Origin of the sequence: Rubritalea spongiae, assembly GCF_042652385.1 — a bacterium.
In the GTDB taxonomy this organism is placed as follows: domain Bacteria; phylum Verrucomicrobiota; class Verrucomicrobiia; order Verrucomicrobiales; family Akkermansiaceae; genus Rubritalea; species Rubritalea spongiae.
This window is the reverse complement of the sequence record NZ_JBHSJM010000001.1, coordinates 2362295-2384434: the sequence shown is the minus strand read 5'-3', so window position 1 is coordinate 2384434 and position 22140 is coordinate 2362295. Positions and strand designations below refer to the sequence as shown.

The 22140-nt window shown below is 47.5% G+C and carries 17 protein-coding genes and 1 pseudogene; 6 read left to right on the top strand and 12 right to left on the bottom strand.

Annotation, left to right across the window (positions count from 1 at the left end; genetic code table 11):
• Positions 1-4: 4 nt before the first annotated feature.
• The 3 genes and pseudogenes from ACFPK9_RS10655 to ACFPK9_RS10645 all read left to right on the top strand — a co-directional run.
• Positions 5-211 (top strand): annotated as a pseudogene (locus ACFPK9_RS10655) (reverse transcriptase N-terminal domain-containing protein); the annotation flags it as partial.
• A 15-nt stretch (positions 212-226) separates the two neighbouring features.
• The gene (locus ACFPK9_RS10650) at positions 227-1663 is read left to right on the top strand and encodes a reverse transcriptase domain-containing protein (protein WP_377096617.1); all 1437 of its coding nucleotides are present in this window, start codon (positions 227-229) and stop codon (positions 1661-1663) included.
• 188 nt (positions 1664-1851) lie between these two features.
• Entirely contained in the window at positions 1852-2454 is a 603-nt protein-coding gene (locus ACFPK9_RS10645; RefSeq protein ID WP_377094862.1) for a hypothetical protein, read from the top strand.
• Positions 2455-2691: 237 nt separating this feature from the next.
• Here the strand turns inward: ACFPK9_RS10645 and ACFPK9_RS10640 are convergent, their stop codons facing one another.
• From ACFPK9_RS10640 to ACFPK9_RS10630, 3 genes are all read right to left on the bottom strand, one after another.
• Positions 2692-4239, bottom strand: a complete 1548-nt coding sequence (locus tag ACFPK9_RS10640; protein ID WP_377094861.1) for a hypothetical protein — start codon at positions 4237-4239, stop codon at positions 2692-2694.
• Complete coding sequence (locus ACFPK9_RS10635; protein WP_377094860.1) at positions 4208-5362, bottom strand: tyrosine-type recombinase/integrase; 1155 nt, start codon at positions 5360-5362, stop codon at positions 4208-4210. The genes ACFPK9_RS10640 and ACFPK9_RS10635 overlap by 32 nt, the downstream gene beginning before the upstream one ends.
• A 402-nt stretch (positions 5363-5764) precedes the next feature.
• The gene (locus tag ACFPK9_RS10630; RefSeq protein ID WP_377094859.1) at positions 5765-7408 is read right to left on the bottom strand and encodes an alpha-amylase family glycosyl hydrolase; all 1644 of its coding nucleotides are present in this window, start codon (positions 7406-7408) and stop codon (positions 5765-5767) included.
• Positions 7409-7551: 143 nt separating this feature from the next.
• Between ACFPK9_RS10630 and gltS the strand changes: the two genes are divergently transcribed.
• Positions 7552-8757: a sodium/glutamate symporter gene (gene gltS, locus ACFPK9_RS10625; protein WP_377094858.1), complete on the top strand. Its 1206-nt coding sequence runs from the start codon at positions 7552-7554 to the stop codon at positions 8755-8757.
• A gap of 290 nt (positions 8758-9047) precedes the next feature.
• On the opposite strand, the gene ACFPK9_RS10620 is transcribed toward gltS, so the two are convergent.
• The 4 genes from ACFPK9_RS10620 to ACFPK9_RS10605 form a co-directional block, all read right to left on the bottom strand.
• Complete coding sequence (locus ACFPK9_RS10620; RefSeq protein ID WP_377094857.1) at positions 9048-10517, bottom strand: sulfatase family protein; 1470 nt, start codon at positions 10515-10517, stop codon at positions 9048-9050.
• Between the two features lie 65 nt (positions 10518-10582).
• Positions 10583-12070 (bottom strand): sulfatase, encoded by a 1488-nt coding sequence (locus ACFPK9_RS10615; protein ID WP_377094856.1) that lies wholly within the window; start codon positions 12068-12070, stop codon positions 10583-10585.
• A gap of 140 nt (positions 12071-12210) precedes the next feature.
• Complete coding sequence (locus tag ACFPK9_RS10610; protein ID WP_377094855.1) at positions 12211-14241, bottom strand: c-type cytochrome; 2031 nt, start codon at positions 14239-14241, stop codon at positions 12211-12213.
• Positions 14242-14244: 3 nt separating this feature from the next.
• On the bottom strand, positions 14245-15204 hold the full coding sequence (locus ACFPK9_RS10605; protein WP_377094854.1) for a ThuA domain-containing protein: 960 nt from the start codon (positions 15202-15204) through the stop codon (positions 14245-14247).
• A gap of 294 nt (positions 15205-15498) precedes the next feature.
• On the opposite strand from ACFPK9_RS10605, the gene ACFPK9_RS10600 reads away from it, so the two are divergent.
• Complete coding sequence (locus ACFPK9_RS10600) at positions 15499-16272, top strand: 3-keto-disaccharide hydrolase (protein WP_377094853.1); 774 nt, start codon at positions 15499-15501, stop codon at positions 16270-16272.
• A 74-nt stretch (positions 16273-16346) separates the two neighbouring features.
• Here the strand turns inward: ACFPK9_RS10600 and lgt are convergent, their stop codons facing one another.
• Positions 16347-17426, bottom strand: a complete 1080-nt coding sequence (lgt, locus tag ACFPK9_RS10595; protein ID WP_377094852.1) for a prolipoprotein diacylglyceryl transferase — start codon at positions 17424-17426, stop codon at positions 16347-16349.
• A gap of 67 nt (positions 17427-17493) precedes the next feature.
• The gene (locus ACFPK9_RS10590; protein WP_377094851.1) at positions 17494-18615 is read right to left on the bottom strand and encodes a M42 family metallopeptidase; all 1122 of its coding nucleotides are present in this window, start codon (positions 18613-18615) and stop codon (positions 17494-17496) included.
• Between the two features lie 87 nt (positions 18616-18702).
• On the opposite strand from ACFPK9_RS10590, the gene ACFPK9_RS10585 reads away from it, so the two are divergent.
• Positions 18703-19746 carry a 3-deoxy-7-phosphoheptulonate synthase gene (locus ACFPK9_RS10585; RefSeq protein WP_377094850.1) on the top strand — a complete coding sequence of 348 codons (1044 nt, stop codon included), beginning with the start codon at positions 18703-18705 and terminating at the stop codon, positions 19744-19746.
• A 183-nt stretch (positions 19747-19929) separates the two neighbouring features.
• On the opposite strand, the gene ACFPK9_RS10580 is transcribed toward ACFPK9_RS10585, so the two are convergent.
• The 3 genes from ACFPK9_RS10580 to ACFPK9_RS10570 are packed head-to-tail and all read right to left on the bottom strand — an operon-like array spanning position 19930 to position 22067.
• On the bottom strand, positions 19930-20847 hold the full coding sequence (locus ACFPK9_RS10580) for a S1C family serine protease (RefSeq protein WP_377094849.1): 918 nt from the start codon (positions 20845-20847) through the stop codon (positions 19930-19932).
• Between the two features lie 47 nt (positions 20848-20894).
• Positions 20895-21443 (bottom strand): hypothetical protein, encoded by a 549-nt coding sequence (locus ACFPK9_RS10575; protein WP_377094848.1) that lies wholly within the window; start codon positions 21441-21443, stop codon positions 20895-20897.
• 30 nt (positions 21444-21473) lie between these two features.
• On the bottom strand, positions 21474-22067 hold the full coding sequence (locus tag ACFPK9_RS10570; protein ID WP_377094847.1) for an RNA polymerase sigma factor: 594 nt from the start codon (positions 22065-22067) through the stop codon (positions 21474-21476).
• Between the last annotated feature and the right edge of the window lie 73 nt (positions 22068-22140).

The following is a 22140-nucleotide window of genomic DNA, read 5'->3' as shown; positions in this document are numbered from 1 at the left end:
GAGAGCTGACACGCGAACCTTCCAACTTCAGTTACGGATACACAAGGCGCTCCAAGAGAATGACACAACGCTAGCAACGCAGACGACCCTAAAGCTCCTAGAGGAGAGAGCTTGCAGGGTGGCAGCTGTAGACTTCGTAGTCCACAAGCATGAGGACAAACAATCCTCAGGCCCAGATGGCAAGAAGTATAGAACAGAAGAAGAGAGGAACCAACTAGTCTCAGGAATGAATCTAGAGGCCCCCTACTCCGCCACCCGCAAACGCTCCTTTCCCAAGAAAGGCTCCAAGGGCTCAAGAACGATCGAAATAGCAAACTTTAGCGACCGAGTTAGAGAAAAACTGATAGAAATAGCTATCACCCCTTGGATAGAAAGAGAGCTCGCACCAGTGCAGTTCGGATTCCGCCAAGGGCGAGGCCAACAGGACGCCATTGCGTACCTTCGCCTTCTTCTATCCGGACACGGCCCCAAATGGGTAGTGGACGCGGACATCTCCAAGTTTTTCGACAAGATACTACACTCCGGGGTACTCGATAGCCTTAGGGCTCTCAACCCACCTAAGGAGCTTATCAACTACATCAGTAGTTGGCTGAATCAACGCGACAAACTCGGCAAGAAATCTGGAAGAGGCCTCCCGCAAGGCAGCCCACTTAGTCCAGTACTAGCCAACCTCGCTATATGTAAGCTTCCGCAACACCTGAGCCTCGGGAAGGGCGAACAAGTAATCATCTACGCAGATGACCTTGTATGCCTCACTAAATCTCAGGATAGAGCTGAACGGATCTACCTAAACATCGACACCCACCTCCAAACCTTAGGGCTAACCCTAAGCAAGGAGAAATCTAGTATTAGACATACTATGGATCAGGTGAACGGCCACAAGCCGGGATTCCACTTCCTAGGAGTCAGATTCTGGCACGGGCTAACGAATAAAGACGGCACCACTAAGCCCTACGCTTTAGCAATGCCATCAAAGGAGAACGTCAACGCCCTGAAACAGGAGCTAAAAGAGATCGTAAAGCAAACCACCGTCTGCAAGAAGTACAAGGATAGTAAGAACCTCCAGCGACCATTCGAGAGAATGATCAAGAAGCTTAACGCTAAGCTTAGGGGCTTCGGTAATTACTACAGGCACACCAACGCGAAACGCACATTCGGTAAGATAGATTCCTATATGCACGACACCCTCCTTAGAAAAGCCTTCAAGGTATTCAAGGGACAACCTCGAGCTAGGATAGTCAGAAGATACTTCAGCGGAGTATCCAGAGACAAACAAGGGAACCCTCTTAAGAAGCAGAATGGCGAAGAGCGTAAAAGAAAATGGATCTTCCAAGATCCGTTACATAAGGGAGCCGGACATCCACTCACAGTCATCAAGCTAGCGGACATACGTGTAGGAACACACACCATGGTAAAGCACGAGCGATCCTACTTCGACGGGGACTGGATCTACTGGAACACTAGAGGTTCTGGTAGATATCGAGGAACCCCTCAAGGGATCAACGCCACTGCTATTCGCAGACAACAGGGTAAATGCCCTCTCTGCAAGAAACCTCTTATCCAAAAGGAGACTGAACTTACTCAGCACTTAGGACAGGACGGTAAAGAACAGGTGATTCATATACAGTGTCTTTCTCACATAGAGCCTCAGTCCGGGGTGTAAGCCCATTGCGCAGAAATGTGCCCGATGGGTTTCAGCGGAGAATGTTTCGTGAGGAGCATTTGAAGCGTCCACCTTAGGCACGGAGTATCGGCTCCGTGCATATCCAAGAGTCATCAAGTCTAACGACTTTTTTCATCAACTAACTATTCCCGCCGTCACGGAGACGGCGGGCCACATCACCAAAAAACATGAAAAAGAACATCACTAAAGCCCCTCCGGGCCACATCTCCTTTAGCGACGCAGCAAGTCGCTACAAAGCAGTAAAATCCACCATCAAGGCTTGGTCTAAGAAGGGACTTCTTCCCACCGTACAACCGGGCGGAGATAGAGGCACGAAGTACGTCGAGATCGCTGCCCTCGAAAAGCGCCTGAAGGAAAGCAACGTGCAGAGTATCTTCAAAGACGACACTTCCCCCCTTGAAGCTTCGACCTCAGCCCAAGGTTCGGCCTCACCAAATGCAGATGACATTGAAACGATAGCGCCGGATGAGACTAACACACAGCAACCAGATAACAGTTCTAAGCCGGAGCCCTCCGAGATTAAGGCTATCCAAGAGCACCCTGAGAGAAATGAATCTAACAATGAGGAATTCACCTACTCTGAAGAGTTTTCCCACGAGGAACCCGACCTCCTGAAGTACCCTAAGGTGAAGAACCGTAAGCGTAACAAACGCCTAAGTGATGATCAGATTGATCGCATCATCATGAAGCGCACTCCTCGCCAGCTCCTACACCTTCGTGACAAGATCACTGATGTACTAACCCAAGGTCGAGATGACGACACCGCCTAGTTACCTGTCTATGGAAGTCGCTGAGATATTCAACATAACTGAGGAGTTCGTGGAAGCTCTGATCAGCGCAGGACTATTGGAAGCAGCATTCAGCTCGGGCCTACACCACATTCCAGTACATTCTGTTGATAAGCTGGATGCCTATCTAGGTTACCCCACCAAGATGAAGATCGTGCGCTTGGGCGCTCCCAAGAACTTGAAACCCTAACCTACGAGCACACCGCTGAGGAACAACCTTCAGCGGTGTTTCTCCTTCTCAATAGCCTTCTTAGCAACATTTCTATTCTTCAACCTCTCTTTAACCTCACCTCTAAGGTCCTGACTTACTCTTTTATCCGTGTCTATTTGGTTTTCAATGTACTTAACCAACTTATCAGGTGAGGGCCACCTAGCGTGTAGCTTATGGTATTCCCGAATGTACCTCCTGATGACACGAGTGTGAGGAAAGCGTCCATCTGGATTCACTGAACGCGTCTTGAACTTCTTACCTAAGTTAGCCAGCTCTCGCTTATTCAAATCATACGCAATCTCCGCTCTGCGCATTCCAGCACAGTATGCGACCCAAGCCAGCTCCTGAGCTTCCGCCCTGGAGCTCTGATATAAATCTAAAAATGTAGCAGCTTCAGAAGCTCTCCACAATAACTCTGTAGCCTGTAACCCTCGCTGATTAGCAGAATCGATTTCCTCCTCTAACTTCCTGATAAGCTCCGCTAATTCAACCCATATCAGCCTGGGGTCCCCGCCATCTAACGATATGCTACCATCCAACGCAGCCTCGCCCTCAAACAACAACTGGAAATCAAACGGCCCACCACCGGGAAGCCCCTTTCCTTCATACACATCATTATAAAGAATATCCCAATTGAAGAGTCCCTTCATATAACACATATCGTGAAGTTGTTGGTGTACTAGATCGCGATCCACTCTCAGCCCCAGCTCAGAGTGCTTTGCATAAATCGCTTCAATCGGCTTCCCGTACTCATCTTGTATTGAAACCAGTTCACTCAACGCCCTGCTCAACATATCTATTGGCTCACTCGCCACCACTCTCCCATTCTCACCCAGCTCTGCAAGTCGAAGACATGCTTCACCGCGAATCACACGATCTCCTATTTTCAAGACACGGGGCGGCACCCAAAACACCTCCGCTCCATCAGCTCCTTCATACAGAAGACAACGCCATGTCGCGGCCTCCTTCACCTCATTTGGAAAACAAATGCCCCCTGTACTATCCCAATCAATATTTTCACAATAAGGTGCCACCTCTACATTTATCCCCCTAAGCACCCGAGGCTCAGTAAACAAATTCACGGCATGCGAAAATGGAGAATTAGACGCCCTCACCTCAATCACTCTCCACCTACACCCCTTCCGTTTAAGATCTATGCGAGCACTCGCTAATGTATGAGCGAGCTCAGACACACCAGAGGATGTGGGTACATTTCGCATCTTCGCCTGGATATGCTCATCGGTGACAGCCTCTCTCTGATGTTTTCTCTCCTGACTGGCGGCAATCTTGTCAGCTCTCGCTTTACTTGAAAGCTTCGCGGTACCTTCACGTTGCTTTAACCTATCTAACTTTGGTAGTAGCTGACCTGTTACTGCCTCTGCATCCTTCTGGATTTCTTCCTTAAAATTACTAACCTTCCCTTCAAGATTTTCCACCTTCTTATCTCTCAGCTGCAGCTGTAACAACAACTCCTCCCGATCCATATCATCATACTGATGACTTGCTGTATTATTAGCCCCCATCCTAAATCCCCTCAGGTAATGCATCAGATGCACGTTGTAAGCTCTCTCTATCCGTCTTGATGTAGCCCTTGTGCACTTCAGAGCTTTCGTGCCCTACCCAATTTTTTACTGTTGCCTCAGGTATACCCGCATCATGAAGTAAGCTGATCGCAGTATATCGCAGGCTATGAAACCCTACAGTTGATGCCTGCCTCTTTGCATCTCTTCCCACTTCCTTACTTGAATGCCTTACGGGCTCTCTTAGTCCACAGCGTGCTAATATCCCTGAAAACTGATTAGACAGAGTCGTCGAACTCTTATTGTCATAGATATCGCCAAGCTCGGGGTGAATGAAGCCCTCTGGATCATCCCCGAACTCCAAGCTTTCAATGTGGGCTCTCAACGCTGTCGACATGGGAACCACCACGTATGCACCTGTTTTTCTTGTAATAATGCGAACTTCACCACGCTCTAGATCGATAGCTGACCAGCGAAGTGTAGAAAGATCTCCAAGACGTTGGCCAGTATAGAGACCAAAAAGAACCATACTTTTCCACTCCCCATGAGCCTCAGCTAAAATCTTCTTCAGTTCTACAATAGTAAAGGCCCGCTTATTACCAGCCTTAGCATGTTTACCCACTCCTAACTTCAACTCCAAAGTGGGGTCCTCGAGAATCAAACCTTCAGTCATTGCTGCGCGAAACATCGCCCTAGCGGCCTTCACCTTTTTACTAGCCGTACTAGCGCTAACACTTTCTAACAAGTGATTCCTATACGACGCCACATCCTCACGCCTTACATTATTGATATCCTCCTGAGCCCTCCCCCCTAACCATTCACAGAACGTGTTGAACGCATTCGTGTAGTGTCCTATCGTAGATTCAGACACCTCACCTCTTTTCATATTGATAAACTGATCACAGTACTGACGCACGTTCCGGGTCGCGATCTCTTGACCTGTAAGCTCTTGGTGAAACTCTGAAATCACCTCACGCACCTTACGTGCAGCACGCATGTTCTTGGAGGCATCCTCAAACTCATCAGCCATCTTCTGAGCCTTACGTCTATTGCCCTGAGTATTGCGCAACCCTGTAGAGCGATTCACTCGCTTACCATCTTGGTTCTTCCATCCTGCATACCAATTCCTAGAGCCCTTTTGCTTAAACACAAACGCCATGTGCGACTAATACACATACTAATACACAACGTCAACATTCGCCTAAGTTCACAAAACATAGAAAAACACAAAAACCTATATGAAATAAGTGATTAACACGTAGCACACACATCCTCGAACAACCACGAAATCGCCATTTCCGAACCGTGGGTTCGAATCCCACCCGATCCGCCATCCTTCAATAAAAACGACTCCAGTTCGCTGGGGTCTTTTTTGTTTTTGTAGAATGACTGTCAGAATGAGAACGCAGTTCGATTACAAAAGTAAACGCAAGAGAACTCTTTTCGCGAAGTAGAACTAACTCTATGGTCACTCAGCAACTCGACGCACAATTCCACTCGATCCATCTTCATAAAAGTGCTGCGCCCCTTATTTATTATAAGGTAAAACCTGCACAATTCCTCAAAGAGCGAGTTGCACTACTACCACGCCGCAGTGTTCGATGTCACCAACCAACACTCTTTTCGCGACTTCAGCTCCTAACCACTCGCTAACTCCATCGGGAAATAAGATTTCTACATCTTCGGCATCAATATGCAGGTTGAAATTAATCACCACTAAGAAGGCCTGAGCTGACTGCGGATCATGGCGCAGAAAGGCGTACAGACTTTTCCCAGGTTCTTCCCCAGCCAAAGCAAAACGTGGGTTTTCTAAATTTGCTGAATTCAATCCATAGACTCCACCTCTGACAAAGGCTGGTTCTTGCATTAAGTTCATCCACTCCACATACCATTCACGCAAAGCGAGCTGAGCTTCATCTAGACCTCCACCGTCATAAACGCCCTCATGCACCCACGCTGCTAGTCTTGGGAGTTGTCCATAATCAAAAATCGAACTGCGGCCATCGTCCTTCGCAAACCCTTCATCGCCATCGCCAACTTCCCCTACTTCTTGACCATTGTAGACCATGAATGGGCTTGGACCGACTCCTGAAAGGTAAGCCGTCACCGCCTTTCCGATGCGAGCTCCCTCTCCGCCCCAATGGTGCGACGAAGCCAAGCGTACTTCGTCGTGGTTCTCCGCATAGCGGAGCATTCGGTCACGACGTTCTGTCGCCCATAGTAACTCGTCTAAGTCAGTCGCATTTCGCCCATGCTCGACCATACTCTTCACCAGCTCGTAGCTATCGCCATCGTACACAGTGTCAAAACCATTTTCTAACAATGCTTCTAACACGTTTTTGTTAGTTAACTTCGCGGGATCACCGTCATAGGCCTCGGCCATAAAATAACATTGCTGATCGCGCAAACGAGCCCTTCGCGTGACCCAGGCCCAAAACTCCACCGGTACCATATGCGCCATGTCACAGCGAAATCCATCCACCCCCATCTCTTGCCAATAAGCGAGAATCGCATCCATCTTCACCCAGGTATCGGGCACCTCATCGAGCCGAGCCTCTGCTTCAGGTAAACTCTGTGTATCTCTACCTTTGGTATAATCATGACCGTAATTCAACTTCACGGTCTCATACCAGTCACTCAAGCTAGGGTTCCAAGTAGCGGCATTATTTCCAGTCACTCGCCCTCGACCCTCAGCATCGTAAATTCCCCCAGGCAAATACATCGGTCCATCACCTTCTAAATAGTAAAAATTATTGTTCCACGCAAAGAAACGACTTGGATCGTCACTCTCACCGAAATTTAAATCAGGTTGAATGTCACTATGATAACTGCGCGACACGTGATTTGGAACAAAGTCGATAATCACTTTCAAATCTGCTTCATGGCATCGATCCAATAGCTCGGCAAATTCCTCGAGCCGATTATCAGGCTCAATTGCGTAATCTGGCGACACATCAAAATAATCACGGATAGCATAAGGGCTACCAGCCTTGCCTTTGAGTAAAAGCGGATCATCCGCTGGTATATTAAGATAAGAAGTAGCACTCGATTGCTCTAACACTCCAGTCAACCAAACATGGCTGAAACCCATTTTTTTGATTTCGCTCAGCGCCTTTGTAGTGATTTCAACAAACTTCCCACAACCATTCTGTTCAATCGTCCCATCAACGACTCGTGCTGGATTCGTATTGCTAAAGTGCCTCACAAATAGCTGATAGATCGTCGTTCTCACTGAAACTATCCTGTAAAAATTCTCTTTCGAGTAAACACAATTAGTAAGTAAGCCATCTCCCTCGAATCATTTCCTTCTCATCAGAACAATTTAGTTATAAAAACAGGCCGAACAGAATGGAAAAGCAATTAATAGAAGTGGGTACCTTCATGACCTACACTCTCGCAATTATTGTATTCTTCGTGGGGGCTACCTTAACTCAAAAATGCAAGTTTCTCCGAGATTTTAACATCCCAGAACCTGTGACTGGAGGAATCATTGCCTCACTCTGCAGTCTGCTTCTCTATCTCACTTTCGACCTCGAGCTGAGTTACAACCTCGATTTCCGAGACGTACTCTTGGTCTATTTCTTCACCACCATCGGCATCAACGCCCGGTTCTCTGATCTCAAAGCTGGTGGCAAGCCACTCATTATCCTCACAGTTCTCACGATCGGTTATATCTTCGTCCAGAATACCGTCGGTGTCCTCGGAGCCTCTTTGATGGGTTTGCCAAAAGCCATGGGTGTGTTGACTGGCTCCACATCTCTAATAGGTGGACATGGTACCGCCATTGCCTGGGCTGATGAAATCGCCGTTGATTACGGTGTGCCAAACGCCCTAGAAGTAGGAGTCGCCGCTGCCACCATGGGACTTATAATGGCGAGTTTACTCGGTGGCCCAATCTCACGCTGGCTGATCAATAAATTTGGCCTTAAAGGCAACGACAGTACCAACCTCACAGTCGGCGTGAGTCACGAACAAGAAGACGTCGAAGAGATCACTCACATCAGCCTTATGCACTCCATTTTGGTGATTCATTGTGCCATCATTGGAGGAATTCTTCTCGATGGCTGGGTGAACCAATATGTGAAGCTTCCTCTCTTCGTATCCTGCCTCTTAGTTGCTATTTTCCTCTCAAATACCGTACCTTTACTTTTTAACAAAATGCATTGGCCTGCACGCACTAGAGGCCTAGCTATAATTTCTGACTTTTCGCTCGGCCTATTCATCGCCATGTCACTGATGGGAATGCAGCTCTGGACTATTGCCAAACTCGCGGGTCCCTTGTTAGGCCTCCTCGCACTCCAGGCTGCAGCAGCTATTCTCTTCATTAGGTTCCTCCTTTTCCCTCTTATGGGGAAAAATTACCAAGCCTCGGTTCTCAGTGCTGGCTTTGCTGGTTTCTCACTAGGCGCCACTCCTACAGCGATCGCGAATATGACAGCTGTAACCAAAGCCCACGGCCCCGCGCCGTTGGCTTTTATTATCCTCCCTCTCGTTGGAGCATTTTTTGTCGATCTCTCAAATGCTCTCATCATCCGCTTTTTTCTAGGTCTCTGATAAAAAGAAACCTCTGCACAGGTACCAAGCTGTGCAGAGGTAAAGTTGCTATCCCTAGCGATGCTATGTTGAAACTCTATTAAATTAGACAGTCTCTTGTGTGAGACAAAGGATCCCCATCCATTTGTGTTAATGCCTAACCGAGTCTCAATTAGCTTATGGTTTATAATACCCTAATATTCATCAATTTCCACAAATCTTCGCACGTTTTCCCAAAGAATCGGCAAACAAACGTCTGGATTTAAACGCCCTAGGATATTCAACTAACAGACAAAACTAACATCTGTTAGCTATTTCGTAGAGCCTTTCTTACCAGCTAAACCCACGAACTTCACTGGGACATCATTCTCTTGTTTTGCACCAGGTGTACTTCTACCGTTCTCGATATAACCCAGCATCAGCTCGTGTAACTCATTCACCACTTCTGGGTTTTCTTGATAAAGGTTCTTCTGTTCAGTTGGATCCGCATCCAGATCGAACAACTGCCATTTAGGTTCACCTGCCGGCGCTTTTCTCGGCTTTGTCCATCCACCAGAACCACTACAGAAACACAGCTTCCACTTCCCTTTGCGAATCGCAAAATCACCGCTAATAGAATGCATCACAATAGCATCACGTTCAACCTTCGTTGGATCCTTCAAGGTTTCATAGAATGACACGGAGTCGACGCCATCACTAGGCTTCACCTCTGCTTCTGCGATCTCAGCACAGGTCGCATAGAAATCTGAAAGAGATGTGATTCGGTCAGTCGTCGCTCCGCCTTTAATCACTTTCGGCCAAAGAGCGAGTGTAGGAACGCGATGCCCACCTTCGTAAATGTCAGACTTCATACCACGTAAGTCGCCATTCGGCTTATGCCCCTGCTTTGTGAGACTTTCAATATCAGCTACTGGCGAACAACCATTGTCAGTTGAGAACATCACTAGCGTATTCTCGTAAATGCCATTTTTTTCAAGCGCTTCGAGCACCTGACCGACCACCCAATCTGTTTCCATCAAGAAATCACCATACTCGCCAATTTCTGATTTCCCCTTCCACGCTTCACTCGGAACGATGGGAGCATGCGGTGAAGTCAGCGGGATATACATGAAAAATGGCTTATCTTCCTTCGACTTCTCGTTGATATATTCCACAGACTTTTCAGCAAAATCGATGAGACATTGGTCCGCCTCGAAATCAGGATCCGCAGCTCCTTTGCGCTTCCATTGCTTTGTCGCAGTTGCGTCAGCCACCGCCATTTCATTCTCGATGTACACAAACGGCGGCATATCGAGAGATGCTTGGATGCCAAAAAAGTACTCAAAGCCATTAGCCGTAGGCGTCACTGCTGGCTTAGTAAAATCAATATCATGACCAGTTTTATCTTTCGGAGTACTTCCCTCCTTAAACTGCCAGCCAATTCCTAAATGCCACTTGCCAATACAGGCCGTATTATAGCCATTTTCTTTTAGCAATGACGCCACGGTGGACTCGTTTTCCTTGATCAATGGCTTGTCGTGTGGGGACAAAAATACCGAGCGCTGCAAACGTGTGCGCCAGTTATAGCGTCCAGTCAGAACGCCATAACGCGATGGCGTGCACACAGATGATGTTGTGTGAGCATCGGTAAAGCGGAGACCTTCCTTCGCCATTCTATCGAGCGCAGGCGTTGGGGCTTTTCCTCCCATGTGAGAGACATCGCCAACTCCCATGTCATCGGCAAAAATAAAGATGATATTCGGCTTCTCATCAGCTCCAAATCCGGAGTAACTGAGTGCCATAGTGAATAATGCAACAATTGTTTTCTTCATAAATAGTTAAGTGGATTTACCAAATTAAAAATAGATCAGCGTTTAAGCTCTGAACTCGGCGGCAATGGCACGCTATTGGCTCCTCGCCATTCTACGAGTTCTATTAGGAGTTTCTGCGCCACCTCTGGATGACTTTTTGCTAGGTTCTTGCTTTCTTTAAGATCCTCCTCGGTATCGTAAAGTTCGATCTTACCCTCTTTCAGATACTGAATGAGTTTCCACTTTCCTTTGCGAATGATCGAACACGGAGGGTCTTTATAGGTACTGGCGATATGCCAAAACAACGCTCGCTCATTCAGGTCTTCCCCCTGCATCAGCGGCACTAGGCTATCGCCATCGAGCACTCCTGCATAGTTGTTGACCTCTGCTAGATCAATAAAAGTCGGGAAAAGATCTAGTCCCTGCACTGCCGTCTGATTGCGCGAACCTTGCTTTACCATTTGCGGCCAATGAATGAGCATAGGCACGCGCAAGCCACCATCGTAGACGTTACCCTTTGCCCCACGCAGACTCTTGCTCGCACTTTGCAAACCATTGAAACCATTGTCAGAGGTAAAGATAATCACCGTATTCTCACGTAAACCCTCGCGGTCTAGGTAATCGGTAATGCGTTTAATATTATCATCGATCGATTTCACCATCGTCGCGTACGCTGCGATTTCATTTTTCTTTTTGCCTATTCCTTGCCCAGTCGCAGGATCACCCTCTTTTTCCATGAAATGCTCCATCAGCTCCTCACTGCGTGGAACTGATGGACGGTGCGGCGCATAGTAATGTAAGTTTACAAAAAATGGCTCACCTTTATGGCGATCGATGAAGTCGATCGCATCACTGGTCAGCCGATCGGTCAGCCAAGCATCTTCTTCCTTTTCCGCAATGAATGGATTCTTGAACGGAGCCACATAGCCGCCACCTGGAGCGTTATACCCTTTCGCGTAACCACGTGATGGATCTCCCCACCATGTGCCACCGACGTTTTCGTCAAAGCCGCGACCGATCGGATAGTATTTGGCAATCTCAGGCTTCTTGTGTGCTTCTAACCAGCTGAGGTCTCCATTCTTAGGTTGACCCAGTTTTTTCTTAAAAGGATAAGACGTTTCCAGTTCAGGATAAGGCCCCACAATATGCCATTTCCCTAGGTGAATGGATTTATAGCCAGCCTCACTCAGAGGTTTAGAATAAACAGGATGTTCTTCGCCCACCGTCCACTTAGAAAAAATGTTATCATTGCTCTTCCCCTTCTCGAGAACTGGAACTGTGTAACAGCCTGTGCGGAAAGATTGCTGACCTGTGAGAATTGCCGCACGAGATGGTGAGCACGTAGGGTACATAAATGCGTTCTCGAACACGAGACTTTGCTCGGCTAACGCATCGAGATTAGGCGTCTCGAAATACTTGCTCCCCATGAACCCCACATCCTGCCAGCCGAGATCATCAGCCAGAATAAAGATAATGTTAGGCTGCTTCGCGTAAGCACAGACAGAACTCACAGCAAGCGCCAGAGAGATGACGATATTTTTCATATGTTTGATTGTTTGAGATTTTTCAATCGTCCTCCACCACTCAAAAAACTCCGAAAGGTAGCGACGAAAAATTCGCAGCCTACTTGGAGGTCACCCACCCATCAGCTGCGAATTTAATAAAGTTCTATGTGAACGATTCTTTATTTGAGAGTCAGAATGTAGTCGACCATCGCTTCGGCATCTTCTTTGTTGAAACCTAAGGGCGGCATCGCTCCATCCTTAAATTCCTTAGGCTTTTCAGCGAGTGGATTCATGATCGCATTGACGAGGTAATTACGATCAACCGTCACCTTCACTTCTTTACCATCACGAATCACCACTTGCTCACGACCTATAATGCCAGCGAGGTTTGGAGCCCCCCAGCCATTGTCCATTTCACGGTGGCATGCACCACAAAGTGATTGAAACTTAAGCTCAGCCTGCTCGTGCGCAGTAAGTTCTACCACATCATCAGCACCAGCATCTTTTCCACCCTTCTTCTTCAGTAGGGTGTACCAAAATTCATCAGTGTAGAGCAGTGATTTACCGTCCTTCTTAGGATCCATTTTGACATTCACCACCCAACCCATGTTGGCGCTACTCTTGCTACCATTTTCAATCACGTACTGTGGACTCGCATCCTTCAGACCATTAATGTAAAGGCGCAGTCTTTTACCGCTTTCATCAAACTCCATCTTATTAGGCTTCAACTTCACTTTCCCAACAGGAGCTCCACCGTAAGACTTCGTAGATTGATATGTCCATGTTTCTACAGCGATATCTTCCAGCTTAATGGAATCCTTCGAAATTGGCTTGAGAAACTCAACTATAAAACCTCCATCAGCGACCTTCACCGTGAGAATCTCATTGAAATCAGCTGGGACTTCTTCAGCGGCCTTCACGCGAAAACGTTGTAGACCTGTGACGCTACCATTGAATTCCCAAAGTCTACCCGCACCGATTTGGCCGATGTAATAGTTCCCATCAGGCCCCACTTCGATTCTGTTAGGGCCACCAGTGAAACCGTTAGCTCCATTTTTATCAGCTTTGCCTCCTGAATGCTTGAAAGCAACACCTTGCCAAACTCCATCCACTTCTTCAGTGAACACGCGTAGCACACGGCCCATCGTGAATTCGCAGAGAAGGATCTGACCATTGTAGGGCTCAAGCACTCCTTTGCGGTCACGAATCACATGCGGTTGCGCAGGTGAACGAGCTGCTTCGTTCTGAGGCAAATGCACGGTTGGTGGCGTCACGAAGTGAACATCCCCGTTTTCAGGCTCCACTTCAGCTGGTTGAAATGCCGCAGCTTTCCCTCCATCCGAATTATAGAGGTAATGCCCATAGAACGAGCCCGGCGTAATGCGGATCAACTTATTCGACGGATTAAAAATCCCTTGGTTATCCGCTACATAGCTCTCGTTCTCAGGACCGACTTCCACACCATTCGGAGTGCGGAAACCACCTGCAAGATACTGTATTCCGACTTGTTTTGGATCTTCAGAACCAGTCAACGGTCCAAAGATAAAATGAGAACCACGGTGCACCGCAGGGTTTGGTGGAATCATTTTATCACGCTTACCACCTAACAAAATAGCTGTGGTAAAGTTACCACAGAGATATTGCTTCCCATCCTTCATATACGGTTCGAAACCAATCGTGTAAGTATGAAAATTAATGGTCGAAGTTCCATCAACAACCACTGTCGCCTCTTTTACATCAAGAGAATCCTTCTTCGTACCGCCATCAAAACGAATAATACGCGTCTTCTCACCCACATAAATACTGTCACCCACGACACCAACGGAACAAGGCTCATAAAGGCCATCTGCAAGCACAGTAATTTTAATCTTTTCGCCATCTTTGCCAGCTTTCGCAATGTTGTCTACGCGAAGTAGCTTACCATTATGATCTGGCATTTGATTAGTACGGTCAGGAGCGAAACTAGCAACATAAAGAGCTCCTTCATGAAAACACATGCCTCCAATCTTAAGCTCATCACCACCTAGAACATCTAAATCCTCTAATGCAAAAAATGGATGCACAGAGTCTTGAGCCACGTGGGGCATCGCAGGCGCAGGGCGCGGCCCACGTTTCTTTTTCTTCTTCGGCTGATCAGCAGCCACTGCCGTGACTGAGGAAAGGCACAATGCGGCCCCCAAACCAAAGGTAATCGATTTTAAATAATTCATAATTTAGAGAGAAATTTTTTTGAAACCTTTCTTGCGTTTATCGAGATTCGCATTGATCTCCTCTTCTGTGATCTCTGGGCTCTCAACGCCACCTGCTGGCACAGGTAACTTCGCACACCAAACGATTCCATTTAGCACTTGCTTGCGAAACTCATCGTGTGCCCAATTCTTATGGTAATGCGCTCCTGTGACTCCCACTCCGCGGCCACCACCAGCACTTTCTTTCGCCCAAAACACAGTAAGCACTGAATCAGACTGCGCGCTCTTGAGCGTTTTTTGGGCCTTCTTCACTTTTGCGAGATCGCTCTTGTTGCCACGCATCACGGAATAGACTTCATCACTCTTCACGACACCCTCAGCGCCAAGCAGTACTTCCTTTTCGAAGTCGATGTTGAAATACCATTCGTCATGCGAGCTGTACTCCGCCACACCATTGTTAATCGGGTGCTTGTCGAGCGTGCTTTTGAGTGTCCAGTGTGGATTAGTCGAAAACTTATCTTTGTACACGCCACCTGTCCAAGATTTGAGTGAGCCATTTACACTTGTGTCTGGATCAACCGCATAGTGAATGAACATCTGTCCTACGCCCTTCTTGTGCAACCCATCAAAAAGCCCTGCATTTTTATTCACAAAGTGCGTCTGGTTGCCCTTGTAGTAATGAATGATCGCATCCGCATCATCGAAAACTGAAGTATCCTCAGGCCAATTATTCACGATCTCGATATCGAGATGATCCTTTAACTCACCCGCTTTGAGTGACTTTTCGAGAAGCTTTGCACCTGCATAGAACTCATGCGTTCCGCTGGCGTGGTTAAGATCATCACCGACAAGAAAGACAATCCGCTTTTTTCCGTCACTCGAAGGTTCCTTTTCCTCTCCTGAGCCTTGAGTTAGGCTCACTAACCCCAAAGTTCCAAGCCCTAAGGCCACAACTAATGGAATCTGTTTTGCGTTCATTTTCATATGTGTTTTGTTTGTTTGCTAAATATTAGAGGCCTTGATCCGAGGGTCGACCCTTTTCTTTCCGCAATATACTACAGCAGCATTGTTACTCTTAAAGCTGCCAAAATGTTACATCAGCGAACGATTTTAAGCAGATATTTCCGTCCAAAGATCACTCTATCAAGCTACTCCAAGATCAAACACACAAGAGGATATGGAAAAAACACATTGTCTCATATTCCGATTTCTATGAAGTATGCTTACAAGCAATCTAGTCTATATTTAATTTAGAAACCAAAACTCTATTATTGCCTTATGATCGTAAAAACAACCTGCACAGCTCTTTTAGGCTCAACTCTTCTCACATTTGCCGGAACACCTGCACCCAAAGACATGAGCCCATCACCTGAAGCCAAACCTATGGTGGATTCTAACTCATTCGCAGGATGGGCGCTCTCAGAAGCCGACAAGCCATGGTGGAGCATTAAAGATGGAATCATCACTGGTGGAAGCCTTGAAAAACCAGTCCCTCTCAATACTTGGCTTATTTCAGAAAAGAAATACGAAAACTTCGAGCTCACTTTCAAAATCAAATTTACTGGCAGCGAAGACAAAGAACAGAAAAATTCCGGAGTACAAGTACGCAGCCACTACGATGGCCAGCACATGATTGGTTATCAGATTGATGCAGGCCCATCTCACCCAAAAAGAGTCATCAACGACGGACTCGGATACTGGGGGGACATCTTCGATGAAGGCCGACGCCGCAAACTCGTCACCGCCATCAACCAGGACCAGCTTAAAGCCAGCATCAAGCAGTGGGATGGCTGGAATTCCTACAAAATCGTTTGCGACGGAAGAAACATCAAAACATGGATCAATGGCATCCTAGCCCAAGACTTCACCGAGCCTGATAAGAAAATCCCAGCCAATGGAATCATCGCTCTCCAAGCACACAAAGGCGGTAAGTTCCTCGTGGAATTTAAGGACATGAAAATCAAAAAACTCCCAGCCACCGAAGGTTCCACCAAATGGGGCGACCCAGACATGAGCAATGGAGGAGTGAAGAAAAAGCTTAAAAGAAAATAGCACTTTTCTAACAGCAAATAGCATTTCAACAGGGCTGGGTAAATCTACTCAGCCCTTCCTATTTTGCGAAAATGCTAAGAAGCCTTCAGCAGTGAACCACCTTTTACACTCATCTTAGCCTTCAAAATGAACCCGAGCCCAATCACGATCATGAAAGTGGAGAGAAACTGCCCCATTGTCATTTCCACGCCAACAAGTGTCACAGTGTCGGCATCCGGCTCACGGAAGTTTTCCATGCTTATCCGAAAGATCGCATAGAAAATGAAAAACAGCCCTGTAAGCACGCCGTGTGCTAGTTTAGGGAATTTAAGACGCACAATAAATAGAATCAGAAACAGAGCCAAGCCCTCCATTGCCGCTTGAAAAAGCTGTGACGGATAACGAGGTTCAAGAAATTCAGCCACCGCTGATTTCACGTCAGCATTCTCCCGCATCGCACTATTCAATTCTTCCACACGAGCATTATCGAGTGCCACGAACTCCTGAAACACAGCCGAACCTTCCTCGCTTTGGCCAGTTTGATATTGGAAACGAGCCTGATTCCACTGTTCCCAATACTGAGTATACGCGCCACCTTTGTCTGCGCGCGCTGCTGCTGCCATTGCATCGTAACGGCTTTCATACTCGATCACTTTAGGGTCCCACAGGGCATTGGGAAATTTCATAGCCCACGCAAAAGCAGCATCGGCACGCCCATACAACTCGCCATTGATAAAATTGGCCATACGCCCAAACATGATCCCCAAGGGCGCGACCACACAGAGCCCATCCCCCAAACCGGTCCACGACACCTTCTTTTTGCGAGCATAGAAAAAGGTGAAAATCATCAATCCTAAAATTCCACCATGACTCGCCATGCCACCCTCCCAAACCCGAAACAACATGAGTGGGTCCTGTAAAAATGCCTCCCGCTGGTAAATCAGTACACTGCCGATACGACCTCCAAGAAACACACCGAAAAAAGCGCAATACGCTATAAAATCCCCAGCAATCTTCCCGGGCAATACCCACAGTTTTCTATCACCCATCCAGCGGAGCAACAAATACCCCACGATGAATGCTAACAAATAGGCAAACCCATACCAACGGAGTTTGATTGAATCCGTGATCTCAAAGATCACCGGGTTGAGGTCATGAACGTATGTCGCTAGCACGGCAAATAGCTGACATATTCACCGAGCACTGTCCAGTAAGCATCTACATGCTAGAACATTCAGCACATCATTCTAGATAACTAGTAAATCCAGCCACAGTCTCAGCATCTAACTTTCTCACAAGTGTCTTTACCAGTTTCACCATTTCCAAATAGTCGTTGATATCGATCATAGCATTGTGCGAGTGGATATAGCGAGCTGGCGTCCCTAATACGATCGATGGTACCCCTTCGTTCGCCATATGAAAACTCCCCGCGTCTGTTCCACCGCTACTGCGCATAGTAACTTGGTGTTGAATCCCTTCTCCTTTTGCTATCTTGATCACAAACTCAGCAAGCTTAGGATTCATGATCGCAGTAGGATCCTGTAAACGAATCTGCACTCCACCTCCGAGTCTCCCCTGGCAGTCTTGCTTCGGCAAGCCTGGTGAGTCATCCGCTGGCGGCCCTTCTAACACAATCACCACATCAGGCTTCACCTTTGCTGCAGCAGCCTTTGCGCCTCGTAGTCCCACTTCTTCTTGGACAGTTCCGCAACTCACCAAAGTGTTCGGAAGTTCTTCTCCTAACAACTCCAAAGATGTTTGAATCGCACACGCCATCCCCACTCGGTTATCAAACGCTTTGGCTAAATAATAATCCTTCTTATGCATCGGCGTGAACGCACTCACCGGCGCAATAGGATCCCCAACTTGCACCCCAAACATACCCTCTGCTTCCGCTCGACTCGTCGCTCCGATATCAATGAAAAGAGCGTCCATCGCCATCACTTTACTCCGTTGCGATTCAGGCAAAAAATGAGGAGGACGACTCGAAATCACCCCCATAATCTTCTCCCCACTCCGCGTCTTCACTTCCACACGCTGGCTTAGCAAAGTATGCGTCCACCACCCACCAACTGGTAGAAACTTCAAAAATCCATCATTGCTGATACTCTGCACCCGAAACCCCACCTCATCCATATGCCCTGCGATCAACACCTTCGGTCCATCGCCCCTTTGACAATACACTCCTCCCATCTTATCGGTACTCAGTTCACCAGCTCCTGCTAGTTCCTTACTAAAAATGCTACGCACTTCATCTTCATAACCCGGCACGCTGTGCGCCTCCGTGAGCTGCTTTAGAAGAGATATCGCCTTGTCTTTCATCGTAAAAAAGGTAAGCAAGCGGTCGCGCTCATGTAAACTCATAAGCTCACTTGAGCTGCGCTTCTTCCATAGAAATCACTATTTACAATAACATCTAACTCTCAGCTCCTAACAGCTGACCCACACATCATGACTCAGGTAAGCGACCTTCACGTCACAAAAAACATCCCGCTTCCAACTCCAGCCGACCTCATGGCAGAGGTTGAGCGCACTGCCGAGCAAGCGACATTTATCGCTGAATCTCGCCAGACTATCCGCAACATCCTCGAAGGAAAGGACGAGCGATTTCTTCTCGTGGTGGGCCCTTGTTCCATCCACGACACAAAAGCTGGCATCGAGTATGCACTAAAGCTCGCAAAGCTTGCGGAAGAAGTAAAAGACAAGGTCTACATCGTCATGCGTGTCTATTTTGAAAAACCACGTACTACCGTCGGTTGGAAAGGACTCATCATGGATCCACATCTCGATGGTTCAGACGATCTCGCAGAAGGTCTCCGTCAAGCACGCACCTTCCTTCGTGAAATCATCGACACCGGCCTACCAACAGCCACCGAACTACTCGACCCAATCACACCACAATACATCGCCGACCTTATTTCTTGGTCAGCCATTGGTGCGCGCACCACTGAATCTCAAACGCACCGCCAAATGGCATCTGGTCTCTCCATGCCACTAGGTTTCAAAAATAGTACCGCAGGTGACCTCGTCGCTGCAGTCAATGCTATCAATGCAGCTGGTCGTCCACAAACATTCCTCGGAGTCGCGGAAACAGGCATGGCCTCTGCTGTCACCACCTCCGGTAATCCAGATTGCCACATCATTCTTCGCGGTGGGGAAAATGGCCCGAACTATGGAGCAGACGATGTTGCAGTTGCCATTGAAAAACTCCAAGCCAGTGGTGTAAGCGATGCCATCATGATCGATGCTTCCCACGCGAACTGTGACAAGGACGACAAAAAAATGCCAGCCGTCTATCGCGAAATCATTCGCCAGCGTGCATCGGGAAGTGACCGAATCGTTGGTGCCATGCTCGAGTCACACCTCGTTGCTGGTAACCAAAAGTTCCCACAGCCGCTTGCAGACCTAACCTACGGTCAATCTATCACCGACAAGTGCATCGACTTCGATACCACTGTGGAGCTCGTCAAAGAAACCCTTGATGCTCTCAGTTAAAACACTGAGTACGCAAAACTTTGTAAAATGCCCGCTCAGCCACGAGTGGGCATTTTTTGTATCTACAAAATGCAAACAACCGCCACGGTTTGACCCGAAGCGGCTGCCCTGCACTATGAAATAACGACATTGTTAATGGTAGTGCATCTACCTACTACATGTATAATTCCCAATCAAAATTATCTACCGTCCAAACTTAAATCGAAGTCCGCCACCTTGCGCCTGTTGCCCCATTCCCAAAGCCTCAATGCGTGAACGGATATCCGCTGGCACCGCTTCTTTATCTTTTTCAGTTTCGTACGGACCAGCATAAAGAACTTTCCCTAAGCGATCTTTCACTTCCACCTGCTTCCCTTCTTTGTCATTCAAAGTGAGGCGAATACTTCCCTCATTATCCATCATGGTGAAAGTGCCATTGTAATTGCTATGACCTTTCATCCGCATATTGTTAGGGTCAACTTGCATGTGCTGATGGTGCAATTGCTGAAGATCTTCAAACTGTGCACCCATCTGAGAAAAATGCTCCTGCATTTGCTTCATTTGCTGCTGCATCATGTCTTCGATACGGAGACGATCATTTGCAGGTAAATGTTGAAAAGCTTGAGGAAGCGTATTCTGCTCCGACGCAGATGGCGGAAGCACAGGCTCTTCAGCTGCAGAAACTGATGGCAAATGCGCAGGTCGCGCGTCCAGTTTCACTCGTTTAAGCTCCTTCTTACCACCAGTAAACACCTCCACATCTAACATTTCATCGACCTTTGCTGATTGCATTGCCTGGCGTAAATCAGTCATATCTTTAATCGGCTCATCTCCGATCTGCGTGATGATGTCGTACTTTTTAATACCAGATTTCGCAGCCGATCCATCCGGTGAAACCAATTCAATAGTAATTCCGTGATTAATTCCTAACTGCGCTCCTAGCGCCTCATCCACTGGCTGTCCGGCAACTCCGAGCCATGCTTTTTGCTCAGACTCGGCCTTGGTTACCAAAGGTGCTGGTTTGCCTTTAGGTTCTTTAATCGGTGTCAACCGCTCAATAGCGAAGGAAGTTCCACTCAAAGCAACGGCTGCTACACTTGTAATGCTTAGAATAGTTTTCATAAAAATTATATTTCTAACTATAGAGCGAAACAACGAGCTAGTTTTGTTTAATGAATCTCTACTGGCACTGCGTAGTATTCACGACGAGGTTGTTTCACCTTATAAACCTTGCCGTCGCGACCTTTAACTGTGACCTCATCTTCAAATTCCACCTGCATAATGCGCATTGGTCTGCCCATCGCATCATAAGTGATCACATCATCAGACGCTGCTTTCACTTGAGTTTCAAACTGTGTATTACTCGCTGGAATCACCGCCGACACCGAATTCGGTGGGATCACCTCTGCCAAGGGCTCAGGAGCAACGACTGCTTCAGCGAGCTCTGTTTGTGCCGGAGCAGCATCTTCACCTTTTAATATAACAAACGAAGTCGCTGCAATCAGCGCTACCGCTGCAGCAGACGCCCATATGTTGAAAAGTTTCATGCCACCTTTCTCCCTAGAAACTGGCTCAAATTGTACAATCTTTTCTTCAGCTGGAACGTGCTCTTGCCAGCTATCCATTGCTTGCTCCATCCGTGCTAGAATGTCATCCGGCATTTCTGCTGGTGAGAGCTGCTCTAGCTGTTTCTCGATCGCTCGTAGTTCCTCGTCCATGTTTCTGTGAGTTCAGTTATTTTGCTTCGCTTATAGAGGAAGGTTCCCCTCATTTCGGATTTGTGCAAGTTGCTTGCGCAGAGCTTCCAGTCCATACCGATATCGAGAGGCTGCCGTATTCTGTGATATATCAAGCGCTTCACCGATTTCGGCAAAAGTGCGCTCACCCCAGATTTTCATGACGATTACCTCTGAGAATTTATCAGGTAACTCCTTGAGCCCTCGTTCGATAAAGGCGCGAGACTCTTCATCTGCCGCCTCGCTATCGAACCATGGGTCCACCTTGCCGCCTGTTTCTTGCTGACGCTCCATCTCCACCTTTTCCTCACGTCTGCCACGTCGATCCTCCTTACGGCCTAGATCGATCGCGCATCGGCGAATTGCAGTGTAGAGATACGGAAGCCATGCTTGCTGCCCTCCGTCAAATGTGCCCTCACTTACTTTGCGGGCTAATTTCACGAGAGCATCCTGCAACACATCTTCCGCGTCTGCTTGAGATCGAGTTTGCTGACGTGCAAACAACAAAAGCTTGGAACCGTGCTCCCTGAGCCAGGTTCCCCAAGTCACTTCCTGTGGCTGGGCTGATGCTGTCGCGTTCGTCATTAATTCTTGATCTTCATCCATAGAAGCGTCCTCCATCTCAACTCTTGTTCATTTCTTTCTCAAAAAGAGCACATTATTAAGAACATGTACATGA